The organism is Planomonospora parontospora, assembly GCA_014647935.1.
Taxonomy (GTDB): domain Bacteria; phylum Actinomycetota; class Actinomycetes; order Streptosporangiales; family Streptosporangiaceae; genus Planomonospora; species Planomonospora parontospora.
Window position 1 is genome coordinate 442,276 of the sequence record BMQD01000001.1, and the last position, 22,973, is coordinate 465,248.

The 22,973-nt window shown below is 73.6% G+C and carries 18 protein-coding genes; 15 read left to right on the forward strand and 3 right to left on the reverse strand.

All coding sequences use genetic code 11. From position 1 onward, the window contains the following. Positions 1-167 precede the first annotated feature (167 nt). From IEZ07_RS02055 to IEZ07_RS02085, 7 genes are all read left to right on the forward strand, one after another. Positions 168-1,208, forward strand: coding sequence for an LLM class F420-dependent oxidoreductase (locus IEZ07_RS02055; RefSeq protein WP_189236664.1), 1,041 nt, complete (start codon positions 168-170; stop codon positions 1,206-1,208). Positions 1,209-1,513: 305 nt separating this feature from the next. Continuing rightward, positions 1,514-2,824 (forward strand): dicarboxylate/amino acid:cation symporter, encoded by a 1,311-nt coding sequence (locus tag IEZ07_RS02060; RefSeq protein WP_191893196.1) that lies wholly within the window; start codon positions 1,514-1,516, stop codon positions 2,822-2,824. Between the two features lie 329 nt (positions 2,825-3,153). Continuing rightward, the gene (efp, locus tag IEZ07_RS02065; RefSeq protein WP_068894172.1) at positions 3,154-3,714 is read left to right on the forward strand and encodes an elongation factor P; all 561 of its coding nucleotides are present in this window, start codon (positions 3,154-3,156) and stop codon (positions 3,712-3,714) included. Further along, entirely contained in the window at positions 3,714-4,124 is a 411-nt protein-coding gene (gene nusB, locus IEZ07_RS02070) for a transcription antitermination factor NusB (RefSeq protein ID WP_068894171.1), read from the forward strand. Before efp ends, nusB begins: the two co-directional genes overlap by 1 nt. Positions 4,125-4,244: 120 nt before the next feature. Then, complete coding sequence (locus tag IEZ07_RS02075; protein WP_191893197.1) at positions 4,245-5,003, forward strand: class I SAM-dependent methyltransferase; 759 nt, start codon at positions 4,245-4,247, stop codon at positions 5,001-5,003. 37 nt (positions 5,004-5,040) lie between these two features. Continuing rightward, positions 5,041-6,273, forward strand: coding sequence for a DNA polymerase IV (gene dinB, locus IEZ07_RS02080; protein ID WP_191893198.1), 1,233 nt, complete (start codon positions 5,041-5,043; stop codon positions 6,271-6,273). Positions 6,274-6,426: 153 nt separating this feature from the next. After that, positions 6,427-6,831: an SCO2097 family morphological protein gene (locus IEZ07_RS02085; protein WP_191893391.1), complete on the forward strand. Its 405-nt coding sequence runs from the start codon at positions 6,427-6,429 to the stop codon at positions 6,829-6,831. 305 nt (positions 6,832-7,136) lie between these two features. On the opposite strand, the gene IEZ07_RS02090 is transcribed toward IEZ07_RS02085, so the two are convergent. The 3 genes from IEZ07_RS02090 to IEZ07_RS02100 all read right to left on the reverse strand — a co-directional run bounded on the left by IEZ07_RS02090 (position 7,137) and on the right by IEZ07_RS02100 (position 11,921). Beyond that, entirely contained in the window at positions 7,137-9,566 is a 2,430-nt protein-coding gene (locus IEZ07_RS02090) for a transglutaminase TgpA family protein (RefSeq protein WP_191893199.1), read from the reverse strand. After that, positions 9,563-10,840 (reverse strand): DUF58 domain-containing protein, encoded by a 1,278-nt coding sequence (locus IEZ07_RS02095; protein WP_239319311.1) that lies wholly within the window; start codon positions 10,838-10,840, stop codon positions 9,563-9,565. The genes IEZ07_RS02090 and IEZ07_RS02095 overlap by 4 nt, the downstream gene beginning before the upstream one ends. Positions 10,841-10,943: 103 nt before the next feature. After that, a complete protein-coding gene (locus IEZ07_RS02100; protein WP_191893200.1) occupies positions 10,944-11,921 on the reverse strand; it encodes an AAA family ATPase in 978 nt (325 codons plus the stop codon). Between the two features lie 513 nt (positions 11,922-12,434). Here IEZ07_RS02100 and mraZ point away from each other — a divergent pair. The 8 genes from mraZ (at position 12,435) to murD (ending at position 22,807) form a co-directional block, all read left to right on the forward strand. Further along, a complete protein-coding gene (gene mraZ / locus IEZ07_RS02105; protein WP_068894165.1) occupies positions 12,435-12,866 on the forward strand; it encodes a division/cell wall cluster transcriptional repressor MraZ in 432 nt (143 codons plus the stop codon). Positions 12,867-13,300: 434 nt separating this feature from the next. Beyond that, the gene (gene rsmH, locus IEZ07_RS02110) at positions 13,301-14,293 is read left to right on the forward strand and encodes a 16S rRNA (cytosine(1402)-N(4))-methyltransferase RsmH (protein WP_191893201.1); all 993 of its coding nucleotides are present in this window, start codon (positions 13,301-13,303) and stop codon (positions 14,291-14,293) included. 193 nt (positions 14,294-14,486) lie between these two features. After that, positions 14,487-14,804 carry a cell division protein FtsL gene (gene ftsL, locus IEZ07_RS02115; RefSeq protein WP_068894163.1) on the forward strand — a complete coding sequence of 106 codons (318 nt, stop codon included), beginning with the start codon at positions 14,487-14,489 and terminating at the stop codon, positions 14,802-14,804. A gap of 770 nt (positions 14,805-15,574) precedes the next feature. Beyond that, positions 15,575-17,302: a peptidoglycan D,D-transpeptidase FtsI family protein gene (locus tag IEZ07_RS02120; RefSeq protein ID WP_465264380.1), complete on the forward strand. Its 1,728-nt coding sequence runs from the start codon at positions 15,575-15,577 to the stop codon at positions 17,300-17,302. Positions 17,303-17,342: 40 nt separating this feature from the next. Next, a complete protein-coding gene (locus IEZ07_RS02125) occupies positions 17,343-18,902 on the forward strand; it encodes a UDP-N-acetylmuramoyl-L-alanyl-D-glutamate--2,6-diaminopimelate ligase (RefSeq protein ID WP_191893203.1) in 1,560 nt (519 codons plus the stop codon). After that, complete coding sequence (locus IEZ07_RS02130; protein ID WP_191893204.1) at positions 18,899-20,326, forward strand: UDP-N-acetylmuramoyl-tripeptide--D-alanyl-D-alanine ligase; 1,428 nt, start codon at positions 18,899-18,901, stop codon at positions 20,324-20,326. The genes IEZ07_RS02125 and IEZ07_RS02130 overlap by 4 nt, the downstream gene beginning before the upstream one ends. Continuing rightward, a complete protein-coding gene (gene mraY / locus IEZ07_RS02135; protein ID WP_068894159.1) occupies positions 20,323-21,381 on the forward strand; it encodes a phospho-N-acetylmuramoyl-pentapeptide-transferase in 1,059 nt (352 codons plus the stop codon). The genes IEZ07_RS02130 and mraY overlap by 4 nt, the downstream gene beginning before the upstream one ends. A gap of 49 nt (positions 21,382-21,430) precedes the next feature. Then, complete coding sequence (murD, locus tag IEZ07_RS02140; RefSeq protein WP_191893205.1) at positions 21,431-22,807, forward strand: UDP-N-acetylmuramoyl-L-alanine--D-glutamate ligase; 1,377 nt, start codon at positions 21,431-21,433, stop codon at positions 22,805-22,807. Positions 22,808-22,973: the final 166 nt, after the last annotated feature.

Sequence of the window (22,973 nt, forward strand, 5' to 3'; positions counted from 1 at the left end):
TTGTCCGCAGTCCGTCCGCCGTTCGGGAAAAGGCGTTCCATGCCCCGGAACGCGTAGGGTACTCGCCCCGCCGGGGGTTGGTGCCGGGCGGCGGAGTCGATAGCCTTTGTTGCGGAGACAACGGAACAACATTCGGTTTCGTCGGCGTGCGGAAGGACGATCTCACGATGCGTATCGGTATGGCCCTGAACTACTCGGGGGGCTTCAAGGAGACGGTGGCCGAGCTGGCCGACTACGAGAAGGCCGGTCTCGACATCGTCTTCGTCGCCGAGGCCTACAGCTTCGACGCGGTCAGCCAGATGGGCTACATCGCGGCCAGGACCGAGCGGCTGCAGATCGCCTCGGGGATCCTGCCCGTCTACTCGCGGACCCCGACCCTGCTGGCGATGACCGCCGCGGGCATGGACTACGTCTCCGACGGCCGGTTCACCCTCGGGCTGGGTGCCTCCGGGCCGCAGGTCATCGAGGGCTTCCACGGCGTGCCGTACACCGCGCCGCTCGGCCGGACCCGCGAGGTGATCGAGATCTGCCGCCAGGTCTGGCGCCGCGAGCGCGTCGACCACCGGGGCAAGCACTACACGATCCCGCTCCCCGCAGACCAGGGCACCGGCCTCGGCAAGCCCCTCAAGCTCATCAACCACCCCGTCCGCGAGCGCATCCCCGTGGTGATCGCCGCCATCGGCCCGAAGAACGTCGAGCTCGCCGCCGAGATCGCCGAGGGCTGGGAGCCGATCTTCTACATGCCGGAGAAGGCCGCCGACGTCTGGGGGCCCTCGATCGCGGCGGGGAAGGCCAAGCGCGACCCGGGGCTCGGCGAGCTGGACGTCATCGCCCAGGCGAGCCTCGCCATCGGCGAGGACGTCTCGGGCTGGCTGGAGCTCGGCCGGCCCATGGCCGCCCTCTACATCGGCGGCATGGGCGCCAAGGGCAAGAACTTCTACAACGACCTCGCGCGCCGCTACGGCTACGAGAAGGAGGCCGAGCAGATCCAGGAGCTCTACCTGTCCGGGAAGAAGGACGAGGCCGCGGCCCTCGTCCCGCAGGAGCTGCTGGAGTCGATGTCGCTGATCGGCTCGGAGGGCTTCGTCCGCGACCGGCTCCAGGCGATGCGGGAGTCCGGCGTGACGACGATCAACGTCACCCCGCTCGGCCGCACGCACGACGAGCGCATCCGGCTCATCGAGAAGGTCGGGGAGCTCGCCTCCTGACGCGCCCGCCGGCCCCGGCCGGGGCCCGGACCCGCCCGAGGGATCCGGGTCCCGGCCGCGGGCCCGGCCCCACGGCGGGGTCCTGTGGCCCCTCTCACACGGCCGGGAGGAATGCCCCCGCAGGGGGAGGTGTTCCAACCCTTCGTGAGGTTCTCCCTGACGTCCGTGCGGCTGGTCGAACGGCTCCACGTCGACCTGTGCCGTCTCAACGGCGATCTCTGTCGCTAGAACGCGCCTTCGAGTCCTTTTCCTCACCCCGCATGCCCGTGCCCGCTCCGGCATGCCCTTTCTCGGAAGTCACGTTCGTGAAGAGATTCTCCTTCTCCCTGCAGCTCCTGCTGGGCCTCGCCGCCGGCGTCGCCCTGGGCCTGGCCGCCCGCGCCGGGGAGGTCGCCTGGCTCACCACCGCGCTGACCCAGGTCGGCTCGACCTTCGTCCAGCTCCTCAAGCTCGCCGTCCCGCCGCTGGTCTTCACCGCCGTCGTGGTCAGCGTGGCCAACCTGCGCAACGTCAACGGGGCCGCCCGGCTCGCCGGCAAGACGCTCGGCTGGTTCATGGCGACCTCGCTGGCCGCGGTGGTCGTCGCCATCGGCCTCGGCCTGCTGATCGACCCGGGCCGGGGCGTCACCATCGCCCTCGACGGCGCCAAGGCCGTGGACCTGGAGGGCGCCGGCACCTGGACCGACTTCCTGACCGGCATCGTCCCGACCAACATCGTCACCGCGTTCGCCGAGGTCAAGGTCCTGCAGATCGTCTTCCTGGGGATCGTGATCGGCGCCGCCGCGATGGCGGCCGGCGAGAAGGCCGAGCCGTTCCTCGCGTTCAGCCGCTCCGTCCTGGAGCTGGTCCAGAAGGCCCTGTGGTGGGTCATCCGGCTGGCCCCGATCGGCACCGCGGGCCTGATCGGCAAGGCCGTGGCCACCTACGGCTGGGACCTGCTGGCCCCGCTGGCCAAGCTCAGCGCCGGCGTCTACCTCGGCTGCCTCGCGGTCCTGCTGGTGGTCTACCCGGCGCTGCTCTCCCTCGCCGGCAGGGTGAGCCCGGTCACCTTCTACCGCAACGCCTGGCCCGCCATCGAGCTGGCCTTCGTCTCCCGCTCCTCGGTCGGCACCATGCCGCTGACCCAGCGCGTCACGGTCGAGCGCCTCGGCGTCGACCGCGACTACGCCTCCTTCGCGGTGCCGTTCGGCGCCACCACGAAGATGGACGGCTGCGCCGCGGTCTACCCGGCGCTCGCCGCGATCTTCGTGGCCCAGGTCTTCGGCGTCCAGCTCGGCCTCGGCGACTACCTGCTGATCGCGTTCGTCTCCGTGGTCGGCTCCGCCGCCACCGCGGGCCTGACCGGCGCGATCGTGATGCTCACCCTGACCTTGAGCACGCTGGGCCTCCCGCTGGAGGGGGTCGGCCTGCTGCTGGCCATCGACCCGATCCTCGACATGATCCGCACCGCCACCAACGTCGCGGGCCAGATGGTCGTCCCGGTTCTGGTGGCCAGGTCGGAGGGGCGCCTGGACGAGGGCGTCCTGAACGCCCCGCCGCAGTCCCTGGAGGAGCCGCCCGCGGCGCCCGCAGACCGGGACGCGGACTCCAGGGACGCCGAGCCCGCCCTGGTCTGAGCGGGCCCGCGCAGGCCGTACGGCCCGCCCCCCGGCCGGGGGGCGGGCCGTACGGCCTGCGGCGGGTCCGGCGGGTCCGCCTGCGGAGCCGGAGCGCGGGTGCGGGCACGGTAGACTAGACGATCGAGTTCCGATCACCGATCCGCCCCCCGGGCCCGCCGCAGGGACAGGGCCCGCAGGGGACCCCGCAGAGACCCTGCGGGGACAAGGCGCTCAGGGCGCCCCCGCAGGGGAGGCGCCCATGACGCGTGAGGACGGGCCGGAGCTTCCCACACCGGACGACCAAAGAGCTGCTCGTCCCCAAGAGCGGCCGTACGCAGGAGAAACCAGTGGCGACGACGAACGACCTCAAGAACGGTCTCGTGCTCAAGCTCGAGGGCGGTGAGCTCTGGACGGTTGTGGAGTTCCAGCACGTCAAGCCCGGCAAGGGCGGCGCGTTCGTTCGCACCAAGCTCAAGAACGTGATGTCCGGCAAGGTCGTCGACAAGACCTTCAACGCCGGCGTCAAGGTCGAGGTGGCCAACGTCGACAAGCGCGAGATGCAGTTCTCCTACATGGACGGCGAGGAGTTCGTCTTCATGGACACCGAGACCTACGACATGCTCCACGTCTCGCGCACCGCCGTCGGCGACGCCGCCAACTACCTGCTGGAGAACATGCTCGCCACCGTGGCGATCAACGAGGGCAACGTGCTCTACGTCGACCTCCCCGCGGCCGTCGAGCTCACCATCGCCGAGACCGAGCCGGGCCTGCAGGGCGACCGCTCCACCGGCGGCACCAAGCCCGCGAAGCTGGAGACCGGCGCGGAGATCAAGGTCCCGCTCTTCATCACCACCGGCGAGAAGGTCAAAGTCGACACCCGCACCGGCGATTACCTCGGCCGCGCCTGATGTCGGCACGCGGTAAGGCGCGCAGGCGCGCGCTGGACGTCCTGTTCGAGGCCGAGGCGCGCGGGGAGGACCCGCTCCGGGTGCTCGCCGAGCGGCTCGAGCGGGCCGACCCGCCGGTCAACGAGTACACCTCGACGATCGTCGAGGGCGTGTGCCGCCACCGGTCGCGCATCGACGAGCTGATCACCACCTACGCCGAGGGCTGGACGCTCGACCGCATGCCCGCGGTCGACCGCAACCTGCTGCGCGGCGGCACCTACGAGCTGCTCTGGATGCCCGACGTCCCCGAGGGCGTCGTCATCAGCGAGTGGGTCGGCCTGGCCTCCGAGCTGTCGACGGACGAGTCGCCGCAGTTCGTCAACGGACTGCTGGCCCGGTTCAAGCAGCTCAAGCCCTCTCTGGCGCTGTAGGGACCGCGGCACGCGGGGGGTTCGCCCCCTTCTGCGGGCGGGCGTGCGCCCGCGCGCGTCGCCGGTTCCACCGGCGCGGCGTAGGCTGGGCTCGTCACCGACGAAGGAGGCGATCGGAAGTTGCATGCCGTAGGCACCTCACGACAGCCCGGGGCTCCGGCGGTCCGCACCGCCGTCGTCTGGGACGTCCTGCGGGCGGCGCTGGCCGATCGCGTGGCCGTGACCGGCCGCGACCGACTCGACATCGTCGACGCCGGGGGCGGCACCGGGGGTTTCGCCGTGCCGCTCGCCGCGCTCGGGCACACCGTCACGGTCGTGGACCCCAGCCCCGACTCGCTGGCCGCGCTGGAGCGCCGCGCCGCCGAGGCGGGAGTGGGCGTCCGCGCGCTGCAGGGGGACGCGGCCGACCTGGGCGAGCTCCTCCCGGCCGACGGCACCGACCTGGTGCTCTGCCACAGCGTGCTGGAGTACGTCGAGGACCCCGGCGGGGCGCTGGCCGCGATGGCCCGCCTGCTGCGGGAGGGGGGCATGGTCAGCGTGCTGGCCGCCAACCCGCTGGCCGCCGCGCTGCACCGCTCCGTCTCGGGCCGGTTCGACGAGGCCCTGAAGGTCCTCGGCGACCCCGAGGGCCGCTGGGGCGACCGCGACCCCACGCCCCGGCGTTTCACCCGCGAGTCCCTGGTGCGGCTCCTCGGCGCCTCGGACCTGCGGCCGGGCGAGGTCCACGGGGTGCGCGTCTTCGCAGACCTCGTGCCGAGCAGGCTGCTCGACGGCGAGCCCGGGGCGGCCGGAGCGCTGATCGCCCTGGAGCAGGCCGCGGCCGAGCACCCGGTCCTCCGCGACATCGCCTCCCAGCTGCACATCCTCGGCCACCGATGAGGCCCGCACCGAACGGGTGTTCCCATAGGATGGCGCCGTGTCGAGGAAACAGCAGGTGCCCCGCCCCGGTTCCGACCTCGGCGGGGACGACAGCGGCTGCCCGATCCTCCATGCCGACATGGACGCCTTCTTCGCGAGCGTCGAGCTGCGGGAGCGGCCCGAGCTCGTCGGCACGCCCGTCATCATCGGCGCGCCCGGCCCGCGCGGCGTCGTCCTCAGCGCCACCTACGAGGCGAGGAGGTACGGCGTGCACTCGGCGATGCCCATGACGCGGGCCCGGCGGCTCTGCCCGCGGGCCACGGTCATCCCGCCGAGCCACGGCAAGTACTCCGAGGTGTCCCGGGGCGTCATGGAGATCTTCCGGACCTTCACCCCCGAAGTGGAGCCGATAGCCTCCGACGAGGCCTTCCTGGACGTCTCGGGGGCGCGCCGGCGGCTCGGTCCGCCGGCCCGGATCGCCGCCATGATCCGCGAGCGGGTCGCCGCGGAGCACGGCGTCACCTGCTCGGTGGGTGTGGCGAGCAGCAAGCTCGTGGCCAAGCTCGCCTCGCAGCACTGCAAGCCCGACGGTCTGTTGGTCGTGCCCGCCGACCGGGTGGTGGACTTCCTGCACCCCCTGCCGGTGGCGGTCCTGTGGGGCGTGGGGGAGCGCACGGAGCGCTCCCTGGCCCGGCTCGGCGTGCGGACCGTCGGCGACCTCGCCAGGACGCCGGTGGAGACCCTGCAGCGCGAGCTGGGCCGCGCCTCCGGCGCGCACCTGGCCGCGCTGGCCTGGGGCCGCGACGACCGGCGGGTCACCCCGCACGTGCCCGACAAGAGCATCGGCGCGGAGGAGACCTTCGCCGTGGACGTGGACGACCCGGTGGAGATCCGCAGGGAGCTGCTCCGGCTCTCGGAGCGGGTCGCCGCTAGACTCAGGGAGGGCGGTCACGCCGGCCGTACGGTCAGCGTCAAGCTCCGCCGCCCCGACTTCACCACGCTCTCCCGGTCCCGGACGCTGGCCGAGCCCACCGACGTCGCCCGGGAGCTCTACTCCGTCGCCTGCGACCTGTACGCCGCCTCCGGCATGGAGGGGGCCCTGGTCCGCCTGGTCGGGGTGCGGGTGGAGAACCTGCTCCCCGCCGGCGCGGCCCCCCGGCAACTCGCCCTCGGCGAGCGGGAGGCGGGCTGGCGGGAGGCCGAGCGGGCGATGGACCGGGCGGCGCGGAGGTTCGGCCGCGACGCGGTGCTTCCGGCCTCGCTCGTCCGCACCCGATCCGAGGAGGAATAGCCGTGATCGCACCTCCGGTTTGGACTACGTTGGACGTTTTCTTTCGTCTACGTCTACAGCCTCGTATTCTGGGGATAACCGACCGCGAGGTTCGGACACCCCGTGTCGTCCGTCACCGTTTTCCCCGTCCTGGGGCTGTCCTTGGGAGGCGCCGTGCCGCTCTCTGAGCACGAGCAGCGCCTGCTCGACCAGATCGAGCAGGCCCTCTACGCCGAGGACCCGAAGTGGGCCAATACCGTAAGGATCAGTGATCCGCGCAGTCACTACAAGCGGCGTCTGGTGAAGGCCTCCATCGGCTTCGTCCTCGGCGTCGTCCTGTTGATGGTCGGCGTTGTGATCAACCTCATCCCCCTCGGCGTCGGCGGTTTCGTGGTCATGCTCGCCGCGTGCTTGTGGGGTCTGTCCAGTTGGAAGCGGATGAACGGGTTCGGTGAGGGCTCATCGTCCCCGGCTCCCCGCGAGCAGCGAGGAGGCAAGGCGGCGGGCCGCGGCGGCTCCCGTCAGAGCTTCATGGAGCGGATGGAAGAGCGCTGGCGCCGTCGCCACGACGAGCGCTGACCTCTCCCGCCTTCCGCGGGTCAGCGGATGAGCCGCCCCCCCACGGGGCGGCTCACGGTTCGCCCGGCGCCTTCGCGCGCCACGGCGTCCCGGTGGCTCCGCCATCCCCTGACGCCGGTCCCTGTCCGTCGTCTCCTGAACACCGGTCCTGATCCGGTTCAAAACTTCTGGCCCGGTCTCCGGCAGGGGCTCCTGATCCGGTCCCGGGCAGGCGGCACCACCGGGTTCCGCCCTGTCCCCGACCTGGGGGAGGGCTCCCGGCACGTGCCGGGAGCCCTCCCCCAGGTCTCCTCCCGCCGCCCCCGTCAGGCGTCCCTGCGGGCCGGGAGCCGGAGCCGGATGTTCCCGAGCCGGTCGAAACCGTCGAGCATCCGCGCCCCCGCCGCGCGGATCCGCAGCAGCGTGGACGGCGGGAGCAGGACGGCCCGGATCCGCCTTCCGCGCGACGCGGTGGCGGCCAGGGCGCGACGGACGCGCCGGACGTCCTCACTCATGGGCCCGGTCGCGCCGGGCGTCCTGGCGAAGAGCAGGCGCTCCACCGCGGCGGCGATCCTCGTCACCGCGGCCGCCGCCTCCGCGTCGAACCCGTACTGCCGCGCCAGGCGCCGGGCCAGGGCCCGCGGACTCTCGCTCGGCTCCCGCGCCATGCCGTAGTCGCACAGGGCGTCGTCGAGATCCGCCCAGGCCGCGGACACCGCCGCCGCCGTTCCGTGCTCGGCTCTGACCGCCGTGACACCTGCCGGTTCCGGCACCGAGGGCGTCAGGGGCGGCACCGCCTGCCTGGCGTAGACGCGCCGGCGCCGCTGCCGCGTCACGCAGCCGAGCAGCGCCGGGATCAGCAGGCCCAACAGGGCGAACGCCGCGCCGATCCCCGCCTTCGCGGCGGTCGGCACCCCCTCGTCCGCCGCGAGCGGCACGCCGCCGAAGTCGCGGTCGAGCGCGGGGTTGCGGCGGGCGGCGGACGGCCCGCTCGACGGGTCCGCGCCGGTGGAGCCGGCGCTGGGGGCCGCGGACGGCTCGTCACCCCGATCGGTGAGGACCTCCGGGTAGGTATAGGGGGGCCGGGAGCCGCTGGCCTGCCCGACCGGGCCCGACGGGGTGGGCTCGAAGCGGAGCCAGCCCGCGCCCTCGAAGTAGAGCTCGGGCCAGGCGTGCGAGTCGTGCGTGCGCACGTTCCACCGGCCGGAGACGCTGCCGCCGCCGGTGTAGCCGATGGCGACCCGGGAGGGGATGCCCAGGACCCGGGCCAGCACCGCCATCGAGGCGGCGAACTGCTCGCAGTACCCGGACCTGCTGCGGAGCAGGAAGTCCGCCAGGGCGGAGCCGTCGTGGCCCTGCGTGGCCAGGCTGTAGGTGAACCCGCCCTTGGTGGTGAAGAACTCCTGGAGCAGGATCGCCTTCTCGTACGGGGTGGTGCCCTCTCCGGTGACCTCCTCGGCCAGCCGCCGGATCTCCGAGGGCAGGCCGTCGGGGAGCGGCAGATATCTCTCCCGGACCGCCTCGGGGGCCGGTCCCGCCGCCTTGAGCATGGCCGCCGTGGGCCTGGGCTCGGCGCTGACGACCTCGTAGGAGGCTCCTCCGGCGGTGTCGGAGTGGGAGAACACCATGAGCGTCTCCCGGTCGGGCCGCCAGTCCCCGTCGATCCGGATCGTGCCCGGCGGGTACGGCAGCGGCAGGAAGCTCAGGTCCCTGACCTCCTCGCTCACCGTGATCCGGGTGGTGACCTGGGCGGTGGGCACGCCCGGGCCCTGCCCCGGGGCGGAGGGCAGCGGCCCCGCGGAGGTGCGGTCCTCGGCCCGCCCGACCGGCTTCGTCATCGTCCACTGCTCGCCGTCGAAGACGTCCAGCGAGTACAGCCGCAGGTAGCGGGGGGAGTTGTCGCTGGTCAGATAGGTGAGGACGGTGGAGTTGGCCGGCAGTTCCAGCTCCCGGCGCAGGTTGGCCACCGGGTTGGGGAAGCTGATCGCGCTGCCGCCCCCGCCCTTGCCGCTGCCCACGCCGAAACCGAACAGCGGGTCGGGCTCCAGGGTGGGTAGCAGCGCGGGCAGCAGGATGGCCAGGGCGATCGCGGTGAAGCCGACCCGCTTTCCCGACAGCCGCAGGGCGGAGGGGTCGTCGGCGGGACGGGGTGCGACGAAGGAGGGCGCCCGGCGCACCAGCACCGTCCGCCCCCAGTGGCCGACCCGTTCCCGCCCGTCGGCGACCAGCAGCCCCAGGAAGCCCAGCGCGCCGAGGACGACCACCCACCAGCCGAGCGGGTCGTCGAGGAACGAGGCGGGCACCACGAACAGCGACAGCAGCGGCAGGCCGGCCAGCGCGGCCCGCCGGAGCCGGACCGCGAGGAAGTCGACGCAGATCGCGACCAGCCCGACGCCGCTGCAGGTGAGCAGGGTGATCCCGGAAGTGGAGGGGACCGGGACGGCGAACCGCTGGATGTCGGTGAACCCGTCGGCCGCCAGCTCCGCCAGCCGGAGGACCGAGTCCTTGGTGGGCACCACCAGGGCCCACGCCTGCGAGCCGGCGAACACCGCCGTCAGGTAGATCCAGACGGCCGTCAGCTGTGCCGGTGGGACCAGCCAGTACGGCAGCGTGTAGCGGGTGGCCAGCACGCCGATCCCGGTGACCACGAGGATGATCCCGAGGCTGGTCCAGAACCAGGCGCCCCCCTGGAAGAGGGAATGGAGCGCGATCGCCACCGCTCCGGTGGCCACGCCGGACATGACGGGAAGTCTCATGAGTCGCCTCCGGTGAGTGCGAACCGCCCGCGCTGCGCCGCGTCCGGCCAGACGTCCGCGAGCGGGACGCCCGCGGGCAGTCGTACGATGCGCCAGCCCGCTCCGGCGAGCACCGCCTGCGCGGCCCTGTACTCCCGGCCGTCGCCGAGCTCGGGCCGCTCCCAGCCCGCCACGTCCAGCAGCACGGCGACGCCGGTGACGTTGCCGTGCCTGAGCCGGGCCAGGGACTGCGCCTCCTCCAGGGTGACGCCGCCGAGCACGGCCACGATCAGCCCGTCTCCGCCGCCCTGCCGCAGCGCGGTGACGCCGTACTCCAGCGACCGCGCCGAGCTGGTCCGGGCCACGGCGAGGGTGTCCAGCAGCGACCAGCTCTGCCCCGCGCCGGTGAGGTGCCCAGTGCCCTGCGCCGTGTCCTGCGCGATGCCCTGGTCGGTGACCAGGCGCAGGCCCAGCCCTTCGTGGGCCAGGTGGACGCCGATGGAGGCCGCGGCCGAGACCGCCACCTCGAAGGAGGAGCGGGGTCCCTCGCCGCGGTGCGCGTGCCTGCGGGTGTCCAGCAGCAGCGCGCCCCGGCTCTGCCACTGCTGCTCCTCGCGCCGGACCATCAGCTCGCCGTACCGGGCGGTCGAGCGCCAGTGCACCCGCCGCAGGTCGTCGCCCTGCCGGTACTCGCGCGGCGCGATGTCGTCGTCGCCCGCCGCCGCGACGCTCCTGGTACGGCTGTCGCCCCCGCCCGTCCACTCGCCGGACAGGCGGACGTGGGAGAGGGCCACCACCTGGGGGGTCACCACCAGCGTGTCGCTGACGGTGAACGACCGGGTCAGTTCGACCAGGCCGAAGGGGTCGCTGATCCGGATCGAGAGGGGACCGATGGGGAAGCGGCCGCGCAGGTCGGAACGGACCCGGTACTCGATCTCCCGGACGCCCCGCGGTTCCACCCGGTCCAGGACGAACCTGGGCCGGGCGCCGAGCGCGTAGGGGACGGTGTCCTCGATCAGCAGCAGACCGGTGGGCAGCCGGGTGACGTTCTCCAGCCGGAGGGTCACGGAGGCCTCGCTGCCGACCTCGGCCCGGGGCGGGTCGAGGCGCCGCGCGCAGCTCAGCCGGTAGCGGGTGCGCGCCACCACCACGGCCGCGATCAGCGGGAGGGAGAGGACGAGCACCCCGACGCGGAGCAGGTCGTGCTCCCCGATGAAGAAGGCGCAGGCCAGCGCCGCGAGCCCGGAGGCCAGGAAGGACCGGCCACGCGTGGTGAGCGCCCTGAGCCCGGTCATCACGTCACCGTCCGGCACGGCGGGACGGCCGGAGGCGCCCAGCCGCGTCCGCCGCGCCGACCGCGGAGCTCGCCGCGGGAGTCGGCCCGCCCGTCCCGCGGGCTCATCGGGCCTGCGCCTCGGGTACGGGGACCCGGCGGACCAGGTCGGCTATCACCTGCTCGGGCAGGCGGCGCTGGCCCTGGGCCTCGACGCTGGGCAGCAGGCGGTGGGCCAGCACGGGCAGGCACAGCTCCTGCAGGTCGTCGGGGATGACGTAGTCGCGCCCGGCGAGCGCGGCGTGCGCCCGGGCCGCGCGGACCAGCTGCAGGGTGGAGCGCGGGGAGGCGCCGAGCCGCAGGTCGGGGGAGTGGCGGGTGGCGGTGACCAGGTCGATCGCGTACTTCTTGATCGGCTGGGAGACGTAGACCGCGCGCACCGCCTCGATCAGGGCGCGGACCTCGGCGGTGGTTGCCACCGGCTCCAGCTTGTCGATCGGGGAGGTGGCGCCGTGCACGTCGAGCATCTCCAGCTCGGCGGCGGGCTCCGGGTAGCCCATCGCGATCCGCGCGGTGAAGCGGTCGCGCTGCGCCTCGGGGAGGGGGTAGGTGCCCTCCATCTCGATCGGGTTCTGGGTCGCGATCACCATGAAGGGCGCGTCGAGCGCGTAGGTCGTGCCGTCGACGGTGACCTGGTGCTCCTCCATGCACTCCAGCAGGGCCGACTGCGTCTTGGGCGAGGCGCGGTTGATCTCGTCGCCGACCACGATGTTGGCGAACACCGGCCCCGGCTTGAACTCGAACTCCCGGGTCTGCTGGTTGTAGGCGCTGACCCCGGTGATGTCGCTGGGCAGCAGGTCGGGGGTGAACTGGACGCGGCGCACCGGGCAGTCGATGGACCGCGCCAGAGCCTTGGCGAGCATGGTCTTGCCGACGCCGGGCACATCCTCGATGAGCAGGTGGCCCTCTGCCAGCAGGACGGTCAAGGTCAGGCGGATGACGTCGCTCTTGCCCTCGATGACCGATTCGATCGCCTCGCGGATCCGGTGCGCGGTGGCCACCAGGTCGTCGAGCCGAGGTGAGACGTCATGGGTTACTGCCACCAGGCCTCCATGAGGGTGCGGCGGTTGCGCGCCGGGGGTACGTGTTGCGAGGGCCGGCGTGGCCCCTCTCCCATTGTGAGTGCCGACCCTATGTCTCCGCGGGTTCCTCAGCGACTTTATGCGGTCATTGAGGTCTATTTCGGGTGAATGGCCCACAGTGTGCGCGATGAATGTTCGATTCACGGGGATCCCGGGTGCGGATCCCGTGCCGATCCGCGACCTCTCCGGTACACGCTCCGCCCCTGCCCGCCCGCTGCTCCGTTCGGCGGGTGCGGGGGCGCCGCGGGCGCCCCCGCACCCGCCGACACGCCCGTGGCGATCGAGGGCCCGCCCGCCCGCTCCACTCGGCCCCACCCCGGCTGACCTGGGGAAATATCGACCAATTCGGGCACGATCCGGGTCGGAATCAGTTGACGGTGGGGAGAAGTGGAGTATGGTGGTGCGCAGTGGAGGGCTGAGCTGTGGAGTGAGTGCAGCGCTGAGCGTTCCGCTGGGCACGGGAGGTGAGGGCCGATGTTCCTCGGCACTCATCATCCGCGCCTCGACGACAAGGGACGGCTGTTCCTGCCGGCGAAGTACCGCGAAGAGCTGGCGGAGGGTCTGGTGATCACCAAAGGCCAGGAGCGCTGCCTCTACGTATTCCCCGTAGAGGAGTTCCAGCGCATCACCGAGGCTCTGCGAACCGCGCCGGTGACCGCGAAGGCGGTCCGTGACTACAGCCGCGTCCTCTTCGCCAGCGCGTCCGACGAGTTCGCTGACAAGCAAGGCCGTGTCACCATCCCGCAGGCTCTGCGTGAATACGCCCGCCTGCAGCGTGACTGCGTGGTCATCGGGGCCAACACCCGGTTGGAGATCTGGGACGCGCAGGCCTGGGACGCCTATCTGGCCGACCAAGAGCAGGCTTTCGCCGACCTGTCGGAGGAGGTGCTGCCAGGGATTCTGTGATTCCGCGGTCGACTCACGGTGAACACGTCGTTCGGCGAGGTCTCCACCCGCAACCAGTCGCGCACCAGCTGATGCACCTTCCCCGGTGTCAGGTGGTGCGGGGACACGCGGGTGCGGATGGGGACCTGGCCGGGCGGCCCCGGGGTGGGGGCCTGTCAGAGCCCGCTTCGTGAACCCCGTACTCTGCGGTGGCGGCGCCGGGACGGCGTCTCCCCGCGTTGCCACCTCGCTCCACCAGAAGCCTCGCCCGGTCCGCGCCCGTCGCGGGCCGGGCGAGGCTGGTCGGCGTCCGGACCGGGGCGCCTCGCCGCCGTGTGACGGGCCCGTCCGGGGACTCCGCCCGCGGCGGGGGAGGCCCGCGAAGCAGCTTCCACGACACCGATGAGCGTCCGCCGCGTATCCGCGAGCGAGGCGGCGAAGGGGGGGTGTGCCCGATGCACGCCGAGAACGACAGGAACGATCCTCAGGGGCCGGGCGGGCACGTGCCCGTGATGCTCGACCGCGTGCTGGAACTGCTGGCTCCCGCGCTGGACCGGCCCGAGCCCGTCGTCGTCGACGCGAATCTCGGCCTCGGGGGGCACGCCGAGGCCCTGCTCGCCGCGCACCCCTCGCTCCACCTCGTCGGGATCGACCGCGACCCCACCGCGATCGAGCGCTCCACGGTCAGGCTCGCGCCGTACGCCGGCCGGACCACGCTGGTCCGCGCGGTCTCGGACGAGCTCGCCGACGTGCTGGCCGGGATCGGCCGCCGGAGGATCGACGGTGCCCTGTTCGACCTGGGCGTCTCCTCGCCCCAGCTGGACGAGGCCGAGCGGGGCTTCGCCTACTCCTACGACGCGCCGCTGGACATGCGGATGGACCGGGAGGAGGAGCTGACGGCCGAGAGCGTCGTCAACACCTATCCCGTCGCCGACCTGATCCGGATCCTCCGTGATTACGGTGAGGAGAGATTCGCCCCGCGTGTCGCGCACCTAATTGCCAAGGAAAGGGCCAGGGAAGCCATAACGTCTACCAAGCGGCTTGCAGAGATCGTCCGCACGGCGATCCCCGCAGCCACGCGGAGAACCGGGGGAAACCCCGCAAAAAGGACGTTTCAGGCGTTGCGGATCGAGGTGAACGCGGAGTTGACGGCACTGGAGAGGGCGCTGCCCGCGGCACTCGACGCGCTGACGCTGGGCGGGCGCGTCGTCGTGCTCGCCTACCACTCTCTCGAGGATCGGCTGACCAAGCAGATCCTCACCGCGCGAACCCGGGACACCAGCCCTCCGGGGCTGCCCGTCCCGCTCCCGGCTCACCAGCCGAGGTTCGCCCTGCTGACGAAGGGGGCCGAGCTCCCGAGCGAAGAGGAGGTGGCCCGCAACCCGCGGGCGGCTTCTGCCCGGTGCCGGGCGGCAGAAAGGATCCGTGAGGCAGTTGACGAGAGCTGAGCCAGACGTCCGCCGCGCCGCGCCCGGCCGTGACAGGCGGGCCCCGCGCGCCCCTCGCGTGACGCCGTCCGGCCGCAGGCCCAGGCCCGCCAAGGCGGCGCCCGCCGTCGCGCCGGCGGCCCAGGGGGCTCCGGCTCAGGCGGCCGCGGTCCAGGCGGGATCCCCGTCGGGCCGCGCGCCGAGGGCTCCCTTCGTGCTGCTCGTGGTCGGGCTGCTCTGCGGAGGCCTGGTCACTCTGCTGCTGCTGAACACCGTCCTGGCCCAGAACGCCATCCGGGAGAGCGACCTGCGCAGGGAGCTCCATCAGCTCAGCCTCCAGAAGCAGAAGCAGAAGAGCGAGAACATGCAGCTGGAGATGCCCCGCCAGGTGGCCGACGCGGCCGACCGGCAGGGGATGGTCCCCGACGATTCCGCCCGCGTGATCGACTCCGACGGCCTCCCCGGCGGCCGGGTCGCCAGCGAGAGCCAGACGCCCGTCGGGCAGGAGCGAGTGCCGGGCACGGGTCGATGAACGACAGCGGTGGTCGCGGTCCCGGTGCCGGCCGCGGTGGCTCCGGCCGCCGCGGCCCTCGCCGTCCCGGCCGTCCTGAGGGTCCGGGCCGTCCTGAGGGTCCGGGCCGTCCTGAGGGTCCCGGCCGTCCTGAGGGGCAGGGCGGCGCGGAGGGTGTCGGCAGGCCCGGATCCCGGGGAGGGGCGGGCCGGCCCGTGCCCCCCGGCGGGCGCGGAGGGACGGACGGACGGGGAAGGCCGGCCCGCCCCGACGGCCCGGGGCGCTCCGACGGTCCTGGCAGGACGGGCAGGAGCGGCGGCTCCACGCGGTCCGGAGGAGCCGGGGAGGCGGACGCGACCGGCCGCCCGGCACGGGACCGGCGGCAGACCGGAGCCGACGGACGGAACAGGTCGGAAGGGCGGAGCGGAGCCGCAGGGCGCGGGTCCGGGGCGCAGGGCCGGGCCGCAGGGCGCGGGTCCGGGGCGCAGGGCGCAGCCGGAGGGCGCGGATCCGAGGGACCGGCCGGAGGCGGCAGGCAGAGCCGGACGGGCAAGCCGGACGGGCCGGGCAGGCCGCCGCGCCCCGCGGCGCCCGGCAGGCCCGCCCGCCCGGAGGGGGCCCGCCCCGCGCCCGGACGGCCGGGTCCGCGTCCTGTGCGCGGGCGTGACGACGGGCCGGCCGATCCCGGGCGTACCACCCGCAAGCGGCCCGCGGGGCCCGCCGGGCCCCGCGGGCCCGTGCGGCGGACGGGGGAGGGCGCACCGCCCCGCCCGCCGGCGCGCGCGCCGATGGTGCTGCACCTCGGCAACCCCGGCAGGCGGATCAGCATCGGCCTGATCGCGATGACCTTCGTGCTCTCCGTCTTCGCCGGCCGCCTGGTCCAGCTGCAGGGCCTGGACTCCAAGGTGTACATGGCCGAGGCGGCCAGGCAGCGCGTCCAGGAGGAGCGGATCCCCGCCCGGCGCGGTTCGATCACCGACGTCAACGGGCACGAGCTCGCGCTGACGGTCGAGGTGCGCGAGATCTTCGTGGACCCGCTGGAGGTGACGCCCGCCAAGCGCGCCCAGGTGGCGGCGATGCTGGCCGCGGAGCTCGGCAAGCCGAAGGAGTGGATCGCGGCGGAGATCGCCGACACCGGCAAGCGCTACGTCCCCATCGGGACCGTCGACCCGATCCACGCCCAGAAGGTGCTCGCGCACGGCTTCAAGGGGGTCGGGAGCAGGCACGAGTACCGCCGGGACTACCCCGGCGGCGACCTGGCGGGCACCCTGATCGGCTTCGTCGGGGACGACGGCGGCGGGCTCAGCGGTCTGGAGCTCGTGCACGACAAGCTGCTGGCCGGGCGTGACGGCCAGCAGAGCATCGAGACCGGCCGCGACGGGCAGCGGATCCCGATGACCCGCAGCACCCGGCGGCAGCCGGTGGAGGGCCGGGACGTGCGGCTCACCATCGACCGGGACGTCCAGTGGGCCGCGCAGCAGGCGATCGCCGAGCAGGTCGCGGACACCGGGGCCCGCACCGGCAGCGTCATCGTGATGGACGTGCAGACCGGCCAGGTGGTGGCGATCGCGAACGCCCCCGAGCTGAACCTGAAGGACTGGGCGAAGACCTCCGCGGAGAGCTGGGTAAACCGCGCCGTGGCCGACGTGTTCGAACCGGGCAGCACGAACAAGGTGATCACCGCGGCGGCCGCGCTGGAGTCGGGGGCCGTGCGCCCCGAGACCGTGTTCACCGTCGCGGACGACATCAGGTGCGCCGACAAGGTGCTGCGCGACTCCCACCCGCACCCCACCGAGCGCCTGACCTTCTCCGGGGTGGTCGCCACCTCCAGCAACGTGGGCACGATCCTCGCCGCGCAGAAGGTGGGGGACGAGAAGCTCCACGAGATGCTGCGGCGCTTCGGGTTCGGCGCCAAGCCCGGTGCGGGCCTCTACCGGGAGGAGGCCGGCCTGCTGCCCCCGTGGAAGGAGTGGTCGGGCAGCCAGCGCTGCACGATCGCCTACGGCCAGGGCGTCTCGGTCACCGCGCTGCAGACCGCCAGCGTCTACCAGACCATCGCCAACGGCGGCGTGCGGATCGCCCCGTCGGTCGTGGCCGGCACCACCGGCGCCGACGGCTCGCTCGTGCCGGCCGCCCCGGCGAAGCGCACCCGGGTGGTCGGCGAGCGCACGGCCCGCGAGGTCTCGCTGATGCTGGAGGCCGCCGTGAGCGCGGAGGGCACCGGCAACCTGGCCTCGATCGAGGGCTACCGGGTGGCGGGCAAGACCGGCACCGCGATGCGTTACGACGCCGCCTGCCAGGGCTACTGCGGCTACACCGCGACCTTCGCGGGTTTCGCCCCCGCCGACAAGCCGCGGCTGGTCGTCCTGGCGGTCATCCAGGACCCCAGGAAAGGCCACTACGGAGGCGAGATCGCGGCCCCGGTCTTCAAGAAGGTGATGACGTTCGCGCTGAAGAGCAGGAAGATCCCGCCCACCGGTACCGAGCCGCCGACGGTGCGGATCCGCGCCGGGGAATGAGCGAGGACGGTACGCTCTCGCCGTGCGTCCCCCGTCGTCCATGCGACCTTCAACCAGTTCACCCCGGCCGCTCTCCGGGCTGGCGAGCCTGCTCGGCGCCCCCTCGGGCACGTCGCGCGCGCCGCTGGCCGCGGTCTCCGGGGTCACGATCGACTCCCGCCAGGTCCGGCGCGGCGACCTCTACGTCGCGCTGCCCGGAGCCGTCTCCCACGGTGCGGACTTCGCCGCGCAGGCGCTGGCCGCGGGAGCGGCCGCGATCCTGACCGATCCGGCGGGCCGCCGGGCCGCCGTCGCGACCGGCCTGCCGGTCCTCGTCGTCCCGGACCCGCGGGCCGTGCTGGGGCAGGCCGCCGCCTGGGTGTACGGCCGGCCCGCGGACGGCATGACGGTCGTCGGAGTCACCGGCACCAGCGGCAAGACCACCACCACCTTCATGCTGGAGGCCGGGCTGCGCGCCGCGGGCCACACGGCCGGCCTGGTCGGCGGGGTGGAGATCCGGGCCGGGGAGCTGCGCTTCACGCCCAGGCTGACCACCCCCGAGGCGAGCGAGCTGCAGGGACTGTTCGCCCTCATGCGCGAGCAGGGCGTCACCGCCGCCGCCATGGAGGTCTCCAGCCACGCCCTGGCCCTGGGCCGGGTCGACGCGGTCTTCTACGACGTCGCGCTGTTCACCAACCTCTCCCAGGACCACCTGGACTTCCACCGCGACCTCGACGACTACTTCTCGGCCAAGGCCCGGCTGTTCACCCCCGAGATGAGCCGGGTGGGCGTCGTCAACCTCGACGACGCCCACGGCCGCGAGCTCCTGGGCCGGGCGAAGATCCCGACGGTCTCCTTCTCCGCCCTGGGCGCCCCGCAGGCCGAGTGGAGGGCCCTGGACGTGCGGCTGGGCTCCGACGGGAGCGCCTTCCGCGTCGTCGGCCCGGGCGGGGTCGAGGAGGACGCCGCGGTGGCCCTGCCCGGCCCCTTCAACGTGGCCAACGCGCTGGGCGCGATCGTGGCCCTGGTCGAGGCGGGGGTGCCGCTGCGCGCCGCGGTGACGGGCGTGGGCACGCTGGCCGGGGTGCCCGGCCGGATGGAGCGCGTCCCCGGCGCCGACGGCTTCGAGGCGATCGTCGACTACTCGCACAAGCCGGGCGCGGTGGAGTCGGTGCTGCGCTCGCTGCGCGAGGTGACCTCCGGCGCGCTGACCGTGGTGCTCGGCTGCGGGGGCGACCGGGACCGGGGCAAACGCCCGATGATGGGGGAAGCCGCCGCACGCCTGGCGGATGTGGCTATTCTCACCAGCGACAACCCTCGCTCGGAGGACCCCCTGCGGATCCTGGCCGAGATGATGGACGGAGTCCTCGGCGTGCCCGAGGAGGAGCGCGCGCATGTGATCATTGAGCCGGACCGGGCCGCGGCCATCGGGCTGGCGATCGGCCGGGCGGGCTCCGGCGACGTCGTCGTCGTGGCGGGCAAAGGCCACGAGCAGGGTCAGTACGTCGGAGACCGGGTCCTCCCGTTCGACGACAGGCAGGTGGTGGCCGACGCGATCGCCGGACGGCGGAGCCGTACCGGGCGCCGAAGCACGGACGAGAGTAGGGAAGACGCATCATGATCCCGTTGCCGCTGGCGAGGATCGCCGAGATCACCTCGGGCGCCCTCGCGGGCATGGCCGATCCCCGCGCGGTGGTGCGCGGCCCGGTCGTCATCGACTCCCGGGCGGCCGAACCGGGGTCGCTGTTCGTCGCCATCAAGGGCGACCGGGCCGACGGCCACGACTTCGCGGCGCAGGCCGCGGCGGCCGGGGCGGCCGCGGTGCTCGCGGAGCGGCCCGTCGAGGCCCCCGCGGTGATCGTCGACGACGTCTTGGCCGCGCTGGCCGCCCTCGCCACCGCCGCCTGCGCGGAGCTGCCCGACTGCACGGTCGTCGGCGTCACCGGCTCGGCGGGCAAGACCAGCACCAAGGACCTGCTGGCCCGCCTCGCCGCCAGGATCGGCCCGACGGTCGCCCCGCCCGGATCCTTCAACAACGAGATCGGCCACCCGTTGACCGTGCTGCGGGCGGACGAGACCACCCGCTGCCTGGTGCTGGAGCTCAGCGCCAGGAACGTCGGGCACATCGACTACCTGGCGCGCATCGCCCCGCCGAAGATCGGCGTGGTCCTCAACGTCGGCACCGCGCACCTCGGCGTCTTCGGCAGCCGCGAGGCCATCGCCCAGGCCAAGGGAGAGCTGGTGGAGGCGCTGCCGGCCGACGGCGTGGCCGTGCTGAACGCCGACGACCCGCTGGTCGCCGCGATGGCCGCCCGCACCCGCGCCCGCGTCACCTGGTACGGCCGCGCCGAGAGCGCCGACGTGCGGGCCGAGGACGTGACCGTGGACGAGCGGGGCCGCGCGTCCTTCACGCTGCGCACCCCGTCGGGCTCCGCGCCGGTCGGGCTCCGCCTGTACGGCGAGCACGCGGTGGAGAACGCCCTGGCCGCGGCGGCGGCCGCCTACGAGCTCGGCCTGCCGGTCGCCGTCATCGCCCAGGAGCTGTCGGAGGCCGAGCCCCGCAGCCGCTGGCGGATGGAGGTCACCGACCGGGCGGACGGCGTCACCGTGATCAACGACGCCTACAACGCCAACCCCGACTCCATGCGCGCCGCCTTCCGGGCCCTGGACGCGCTCGCGGGCCCGCGCCGCCGCTTCGCCGTCGTCGCCTCCCTGGCCGAGCTGGGCGAGCACAGCGACGCGCTGAACGAGGGCGTCGGCCGGATGGCCGGCGAGGCGGGACTGGCCGGCCTGGTCGTCGTCGGCCGGGACGCCGAGCCGATCCTGGCCGGCGCGCGCACGGCGGTGGAGGAGGCCGCGTCCGGCGCGCCGCCGGGGCCGCAGCCGCGTCCGGCCACCCGCGTGGTGCACGCGGCCGACACGGTGGAGGCCGCGGCCCTCCTGGAGGGCATGCTCGCCCCCGGCGACGTGGTGCTGGTCAAGGGCTCGCGCGCCGCCGGGCTGGAGCGCGTGGCCCACGCCCTGGTCGGGGGTGACGGCCAGTGAGGGACATCCTCATCGCGGCGGCCGTGTCCCTGCTGCTGTCGATGTTCGGCACGCCCCTGGCGATCCGGCTGTTCTCCCGCCGCGGTTACGGCCAGAGCATCCGCGAGGAGGGCCCCTCCGGCCACCACGACAAGCGCGGCACCCCCACCATGGGCGGCACGGTGATCGTGATCGCCGCGCTGATCGGGTACGCCTGCGCCCACCTGATGTCGTGGACCACGCCCACGGTCTCCGCGGTGCTGGTGCTGTTCCTGATGACGGGCCTGGGCGCGGTCGGCTTCCTCGACGACTTCATCAAGATCTACAAGCAGCGCAGCCTCGGCCTGCGCAGCGGCGCCAAGGCGCTGGGCCAGCTCATCGTCGGCGCGGTCTTCGCCGTGCTGGTGGTGCGCTTTCCCAACGCCTACGACATCACCCCGGCCGAGACCCGGCTGTCGTTCCTGCGGGACTTCGGCCCGTCGATCACCATCGTCGGGTTCACGGTCTGGGTGCTCATCATGATCGTGGGCTTCTCCAACGCGGTGAACCTCACCGACGGCCTCGACGGCCTGGCCAGCGGCGCCACCGGCGCGGTGCTGGCCTCCTACATCCTGATCGGCAACTGGCAGCTCCGCAACAGCTGCACCACCCAGCTCGGCCCCAACTGCTACTGGGTGCGCGACCCGCTGGACCTGGCCGTGGTCGCGGCCGCCGTGCTCGGCGCGCTGATCGGCTTCCTGTGGTGGAACGCCCCGCCCGCGAAGATCTTCATGGGCGACACCGGCTCGCTCGCCCTGGGCGGCGTCATCGCCGGACTGGCCATCACCACCCGCACCCAGCTGCTGCTGATCATCCTGGCGGGACTGTGCGTGATCATCACGCTCTCGGTCATCATCCAGGTCGGGTCCTTCAAGCTGACGGGCAAACGGGTGTTCCGGATGGCGCCGCTGCAGCACCACTTCGAGCTGGCGGGCTGGGCCGAGACCACCATCGTGGTCCGGTTCTGGATCATCGCGGGCCTGTGCGCCGCGGCCGGTCTCGGGCTGTTCTACATCGAGTGGATGCCCAAGTCCTGAGCAGGACTCCGCGCCACTCCGCCGTCCCTGGAAGGACTCGCTGGTTCCAATGATCTGTGTGCTGGGCGCCGGGCTCTCCGGCGCCGCCGCCGCCCGCCTGCTGGCCGCTCGCGGCGAGAGGGCGGTCGTCCTGGAGGGCCGCGACGGCGAGCGCCAGCGCGCCGTCGCCGCCGAGCTGGCCGGGGCGGGCGTGGAGGTGCGCTTCGGCGAGCCCGCCGGGCTGCCCGAGGGCACGACCCAGGTCGTCGCCACCGGCTGGCCGCCGCACCACCCGCTGCTCGCCGCGGCGGAGCGGGCCGGGATCGAGGTGATCGGCGAGGTCGAGCTGGCCTGGCGGCTGCGTCCCGAGGGCGCGGCGCCGTGGCTGGCGCTGACCGGGACGAACGGCAAGACCACCGCGGTGCGGATGCTCACCTCGATGCTGCTCGCCGCCGGGCACCGGGCGCTGGCGGTCGGCAACGTGGGCGTCCCGGTGGCGGAGGCGGTCGCGGAGCCGTACGACGTGCTGGCGGTGGAGCTGTCCAGCTTCCAGCTGCACCGGGCGCCGAGCATCGCCCCGCTCGCGGCGGCCGTGCTCAACGTCGCGCCGGACCACCTCGACTGGCACGGCTCCATGGAGGAGTACGCGCGCGCCAAGGGGGAGATCTTCGCCCGGGCCGGGACGGTCGTCTACAACGCCGACGACGAGTGGTCCGCCCGGCTGGCCGCGCCGTACGGCGGCGCGGTCGGCTTCACGCTGCAGGTGCCCCGGCCGGGGCAGGTCGGCGTGGTCGAGGACCTGCTGGTGGACCGGGCGTTCACCGCCGACCCCGTCCGGGAGGCCGCCGAGCTGGCCTCGCTCGGCGACGTCCGGCCCCTCGCGCCGCACAACGTGGCCAACGCGCTCGCCGCCGCCGCGCTCGCCCGGGCCTACGGGGTGCCGGAGGAGGCCGTACGGCAGGGACTGCGGGACTTCGTCCCCGACCCGCACCGGATCGCGCACGTCGCCCGGGTGGGCGGGGTCGACTACGTCGACGACTCCAAGGCCACCAACCCGCACGCCGCCGCCGCCTCGCTCGCCGCCTACCCCTCGATCGTCTGGGTGGCCGGCGGGCAGCTGAAGGGCGCCGACGTCGACGACCTGGTACGGCAGGCGGCCCCCAGGCTGCGCGGCGCGGTGCTCCTGGGCGCCGACCGCGAGCGGATCCGGCAGGCTCTGGCGCGACACGCCGCGAATGTCCCGGTGGTCGAGGTCGCGGAGCAGGACACTGGGGCCATGGACCGTGTCGTCGCCGAAGCCGCCAGGCTCGCCGCCCCCGGAGACACCGTGCTGCTGGCTCCGGCGGGGGCGTCGCTGGACATGTTCACCGGATACCCGGCCCGGGGGGAGGCGTTCGCGCGGGCCGTGCACCGCCTGGGAGCCCCCGGGGACGGGAGCGGGACGTGAGCCCGCGGCCCGGCGCCGAGGTCCGGGCCGGGGCCCGTGCGGAGGCCGGGTCAGGCGGGCGGGGAAGTGTCCGGGGCGGCCCGCGGACCGGAGCCCGTGCGGAGGTCCGGCCGGGCGGGCGGAGAACCGCCCGGGGCGGGGCGCGGACCGGTCCGCGGGGCGGCCG

Bases quoted from the DNA above. Each gene is read 5' to 3' on its own strand.
- nusB (WP_068894171.1), top strand. From the start codon at position 3,714: ATGTCGGCACGCGGTAAGGCGCGCAGGCGCGCGCTGGACGTCCTGTTC.
- murD (WP_191893205.1), top strand. From the start codon at position 21,431: ATGATCTGTGTGCTGGGCGCCGGGCTCTCCGGCGCCGCCGCCGCCCGC.
- IEZ07_RS02055 (WP_189236664.1), top strand. From the start codon at position 168: ATGCGTATCGGTATGGCCCTGAACTACTCGGGGGGCTTCAAGGAGACG.
- IEZ07_RS02095 (WP_239319311.1), bottom strand. From the start codon at position 10,840: ATGACCGGGCTCAGGGCGCTCACCACGCGTGGCCGGTCCTTCCTGGCC.
- IEZ07_RS02125 (WP_191893203.1), top strand. From the start codon at position 17,343: ATGCGACCTTCAACCAGTTCACCCCGGCCGCTCTCCGGGCTGGCGAGC.
- mraZ (WP_068894165.1), top strand. From the start codon at position 12,435: ATGTTCCTCGGCACTCATCATCCGCGCCTCGACGACAAGGGACGGCTG.
- IEZ07_RS02130 (WP_191893204.1), top strand. From the start codon at position 18,899: ATGATCCCGTTGCCGCTGGCGAGGATCGCCGAGATCACCTCGGGCGCC.
- IEZ07_RS02090 (WP_191893199.1), bottom strand. From the start codon at position 9,566: ATGAGACTTCCCGTCATGTCCGGCGTGGCCACCGGAGCGGTGGCGATC.
- rsmH (WP_191893201.1), top strand. From the start codon at position 13,301: ATGCACGCCGAGAACGACAGGAACGATCCTCAGGGGCCGGGCGGGCAC.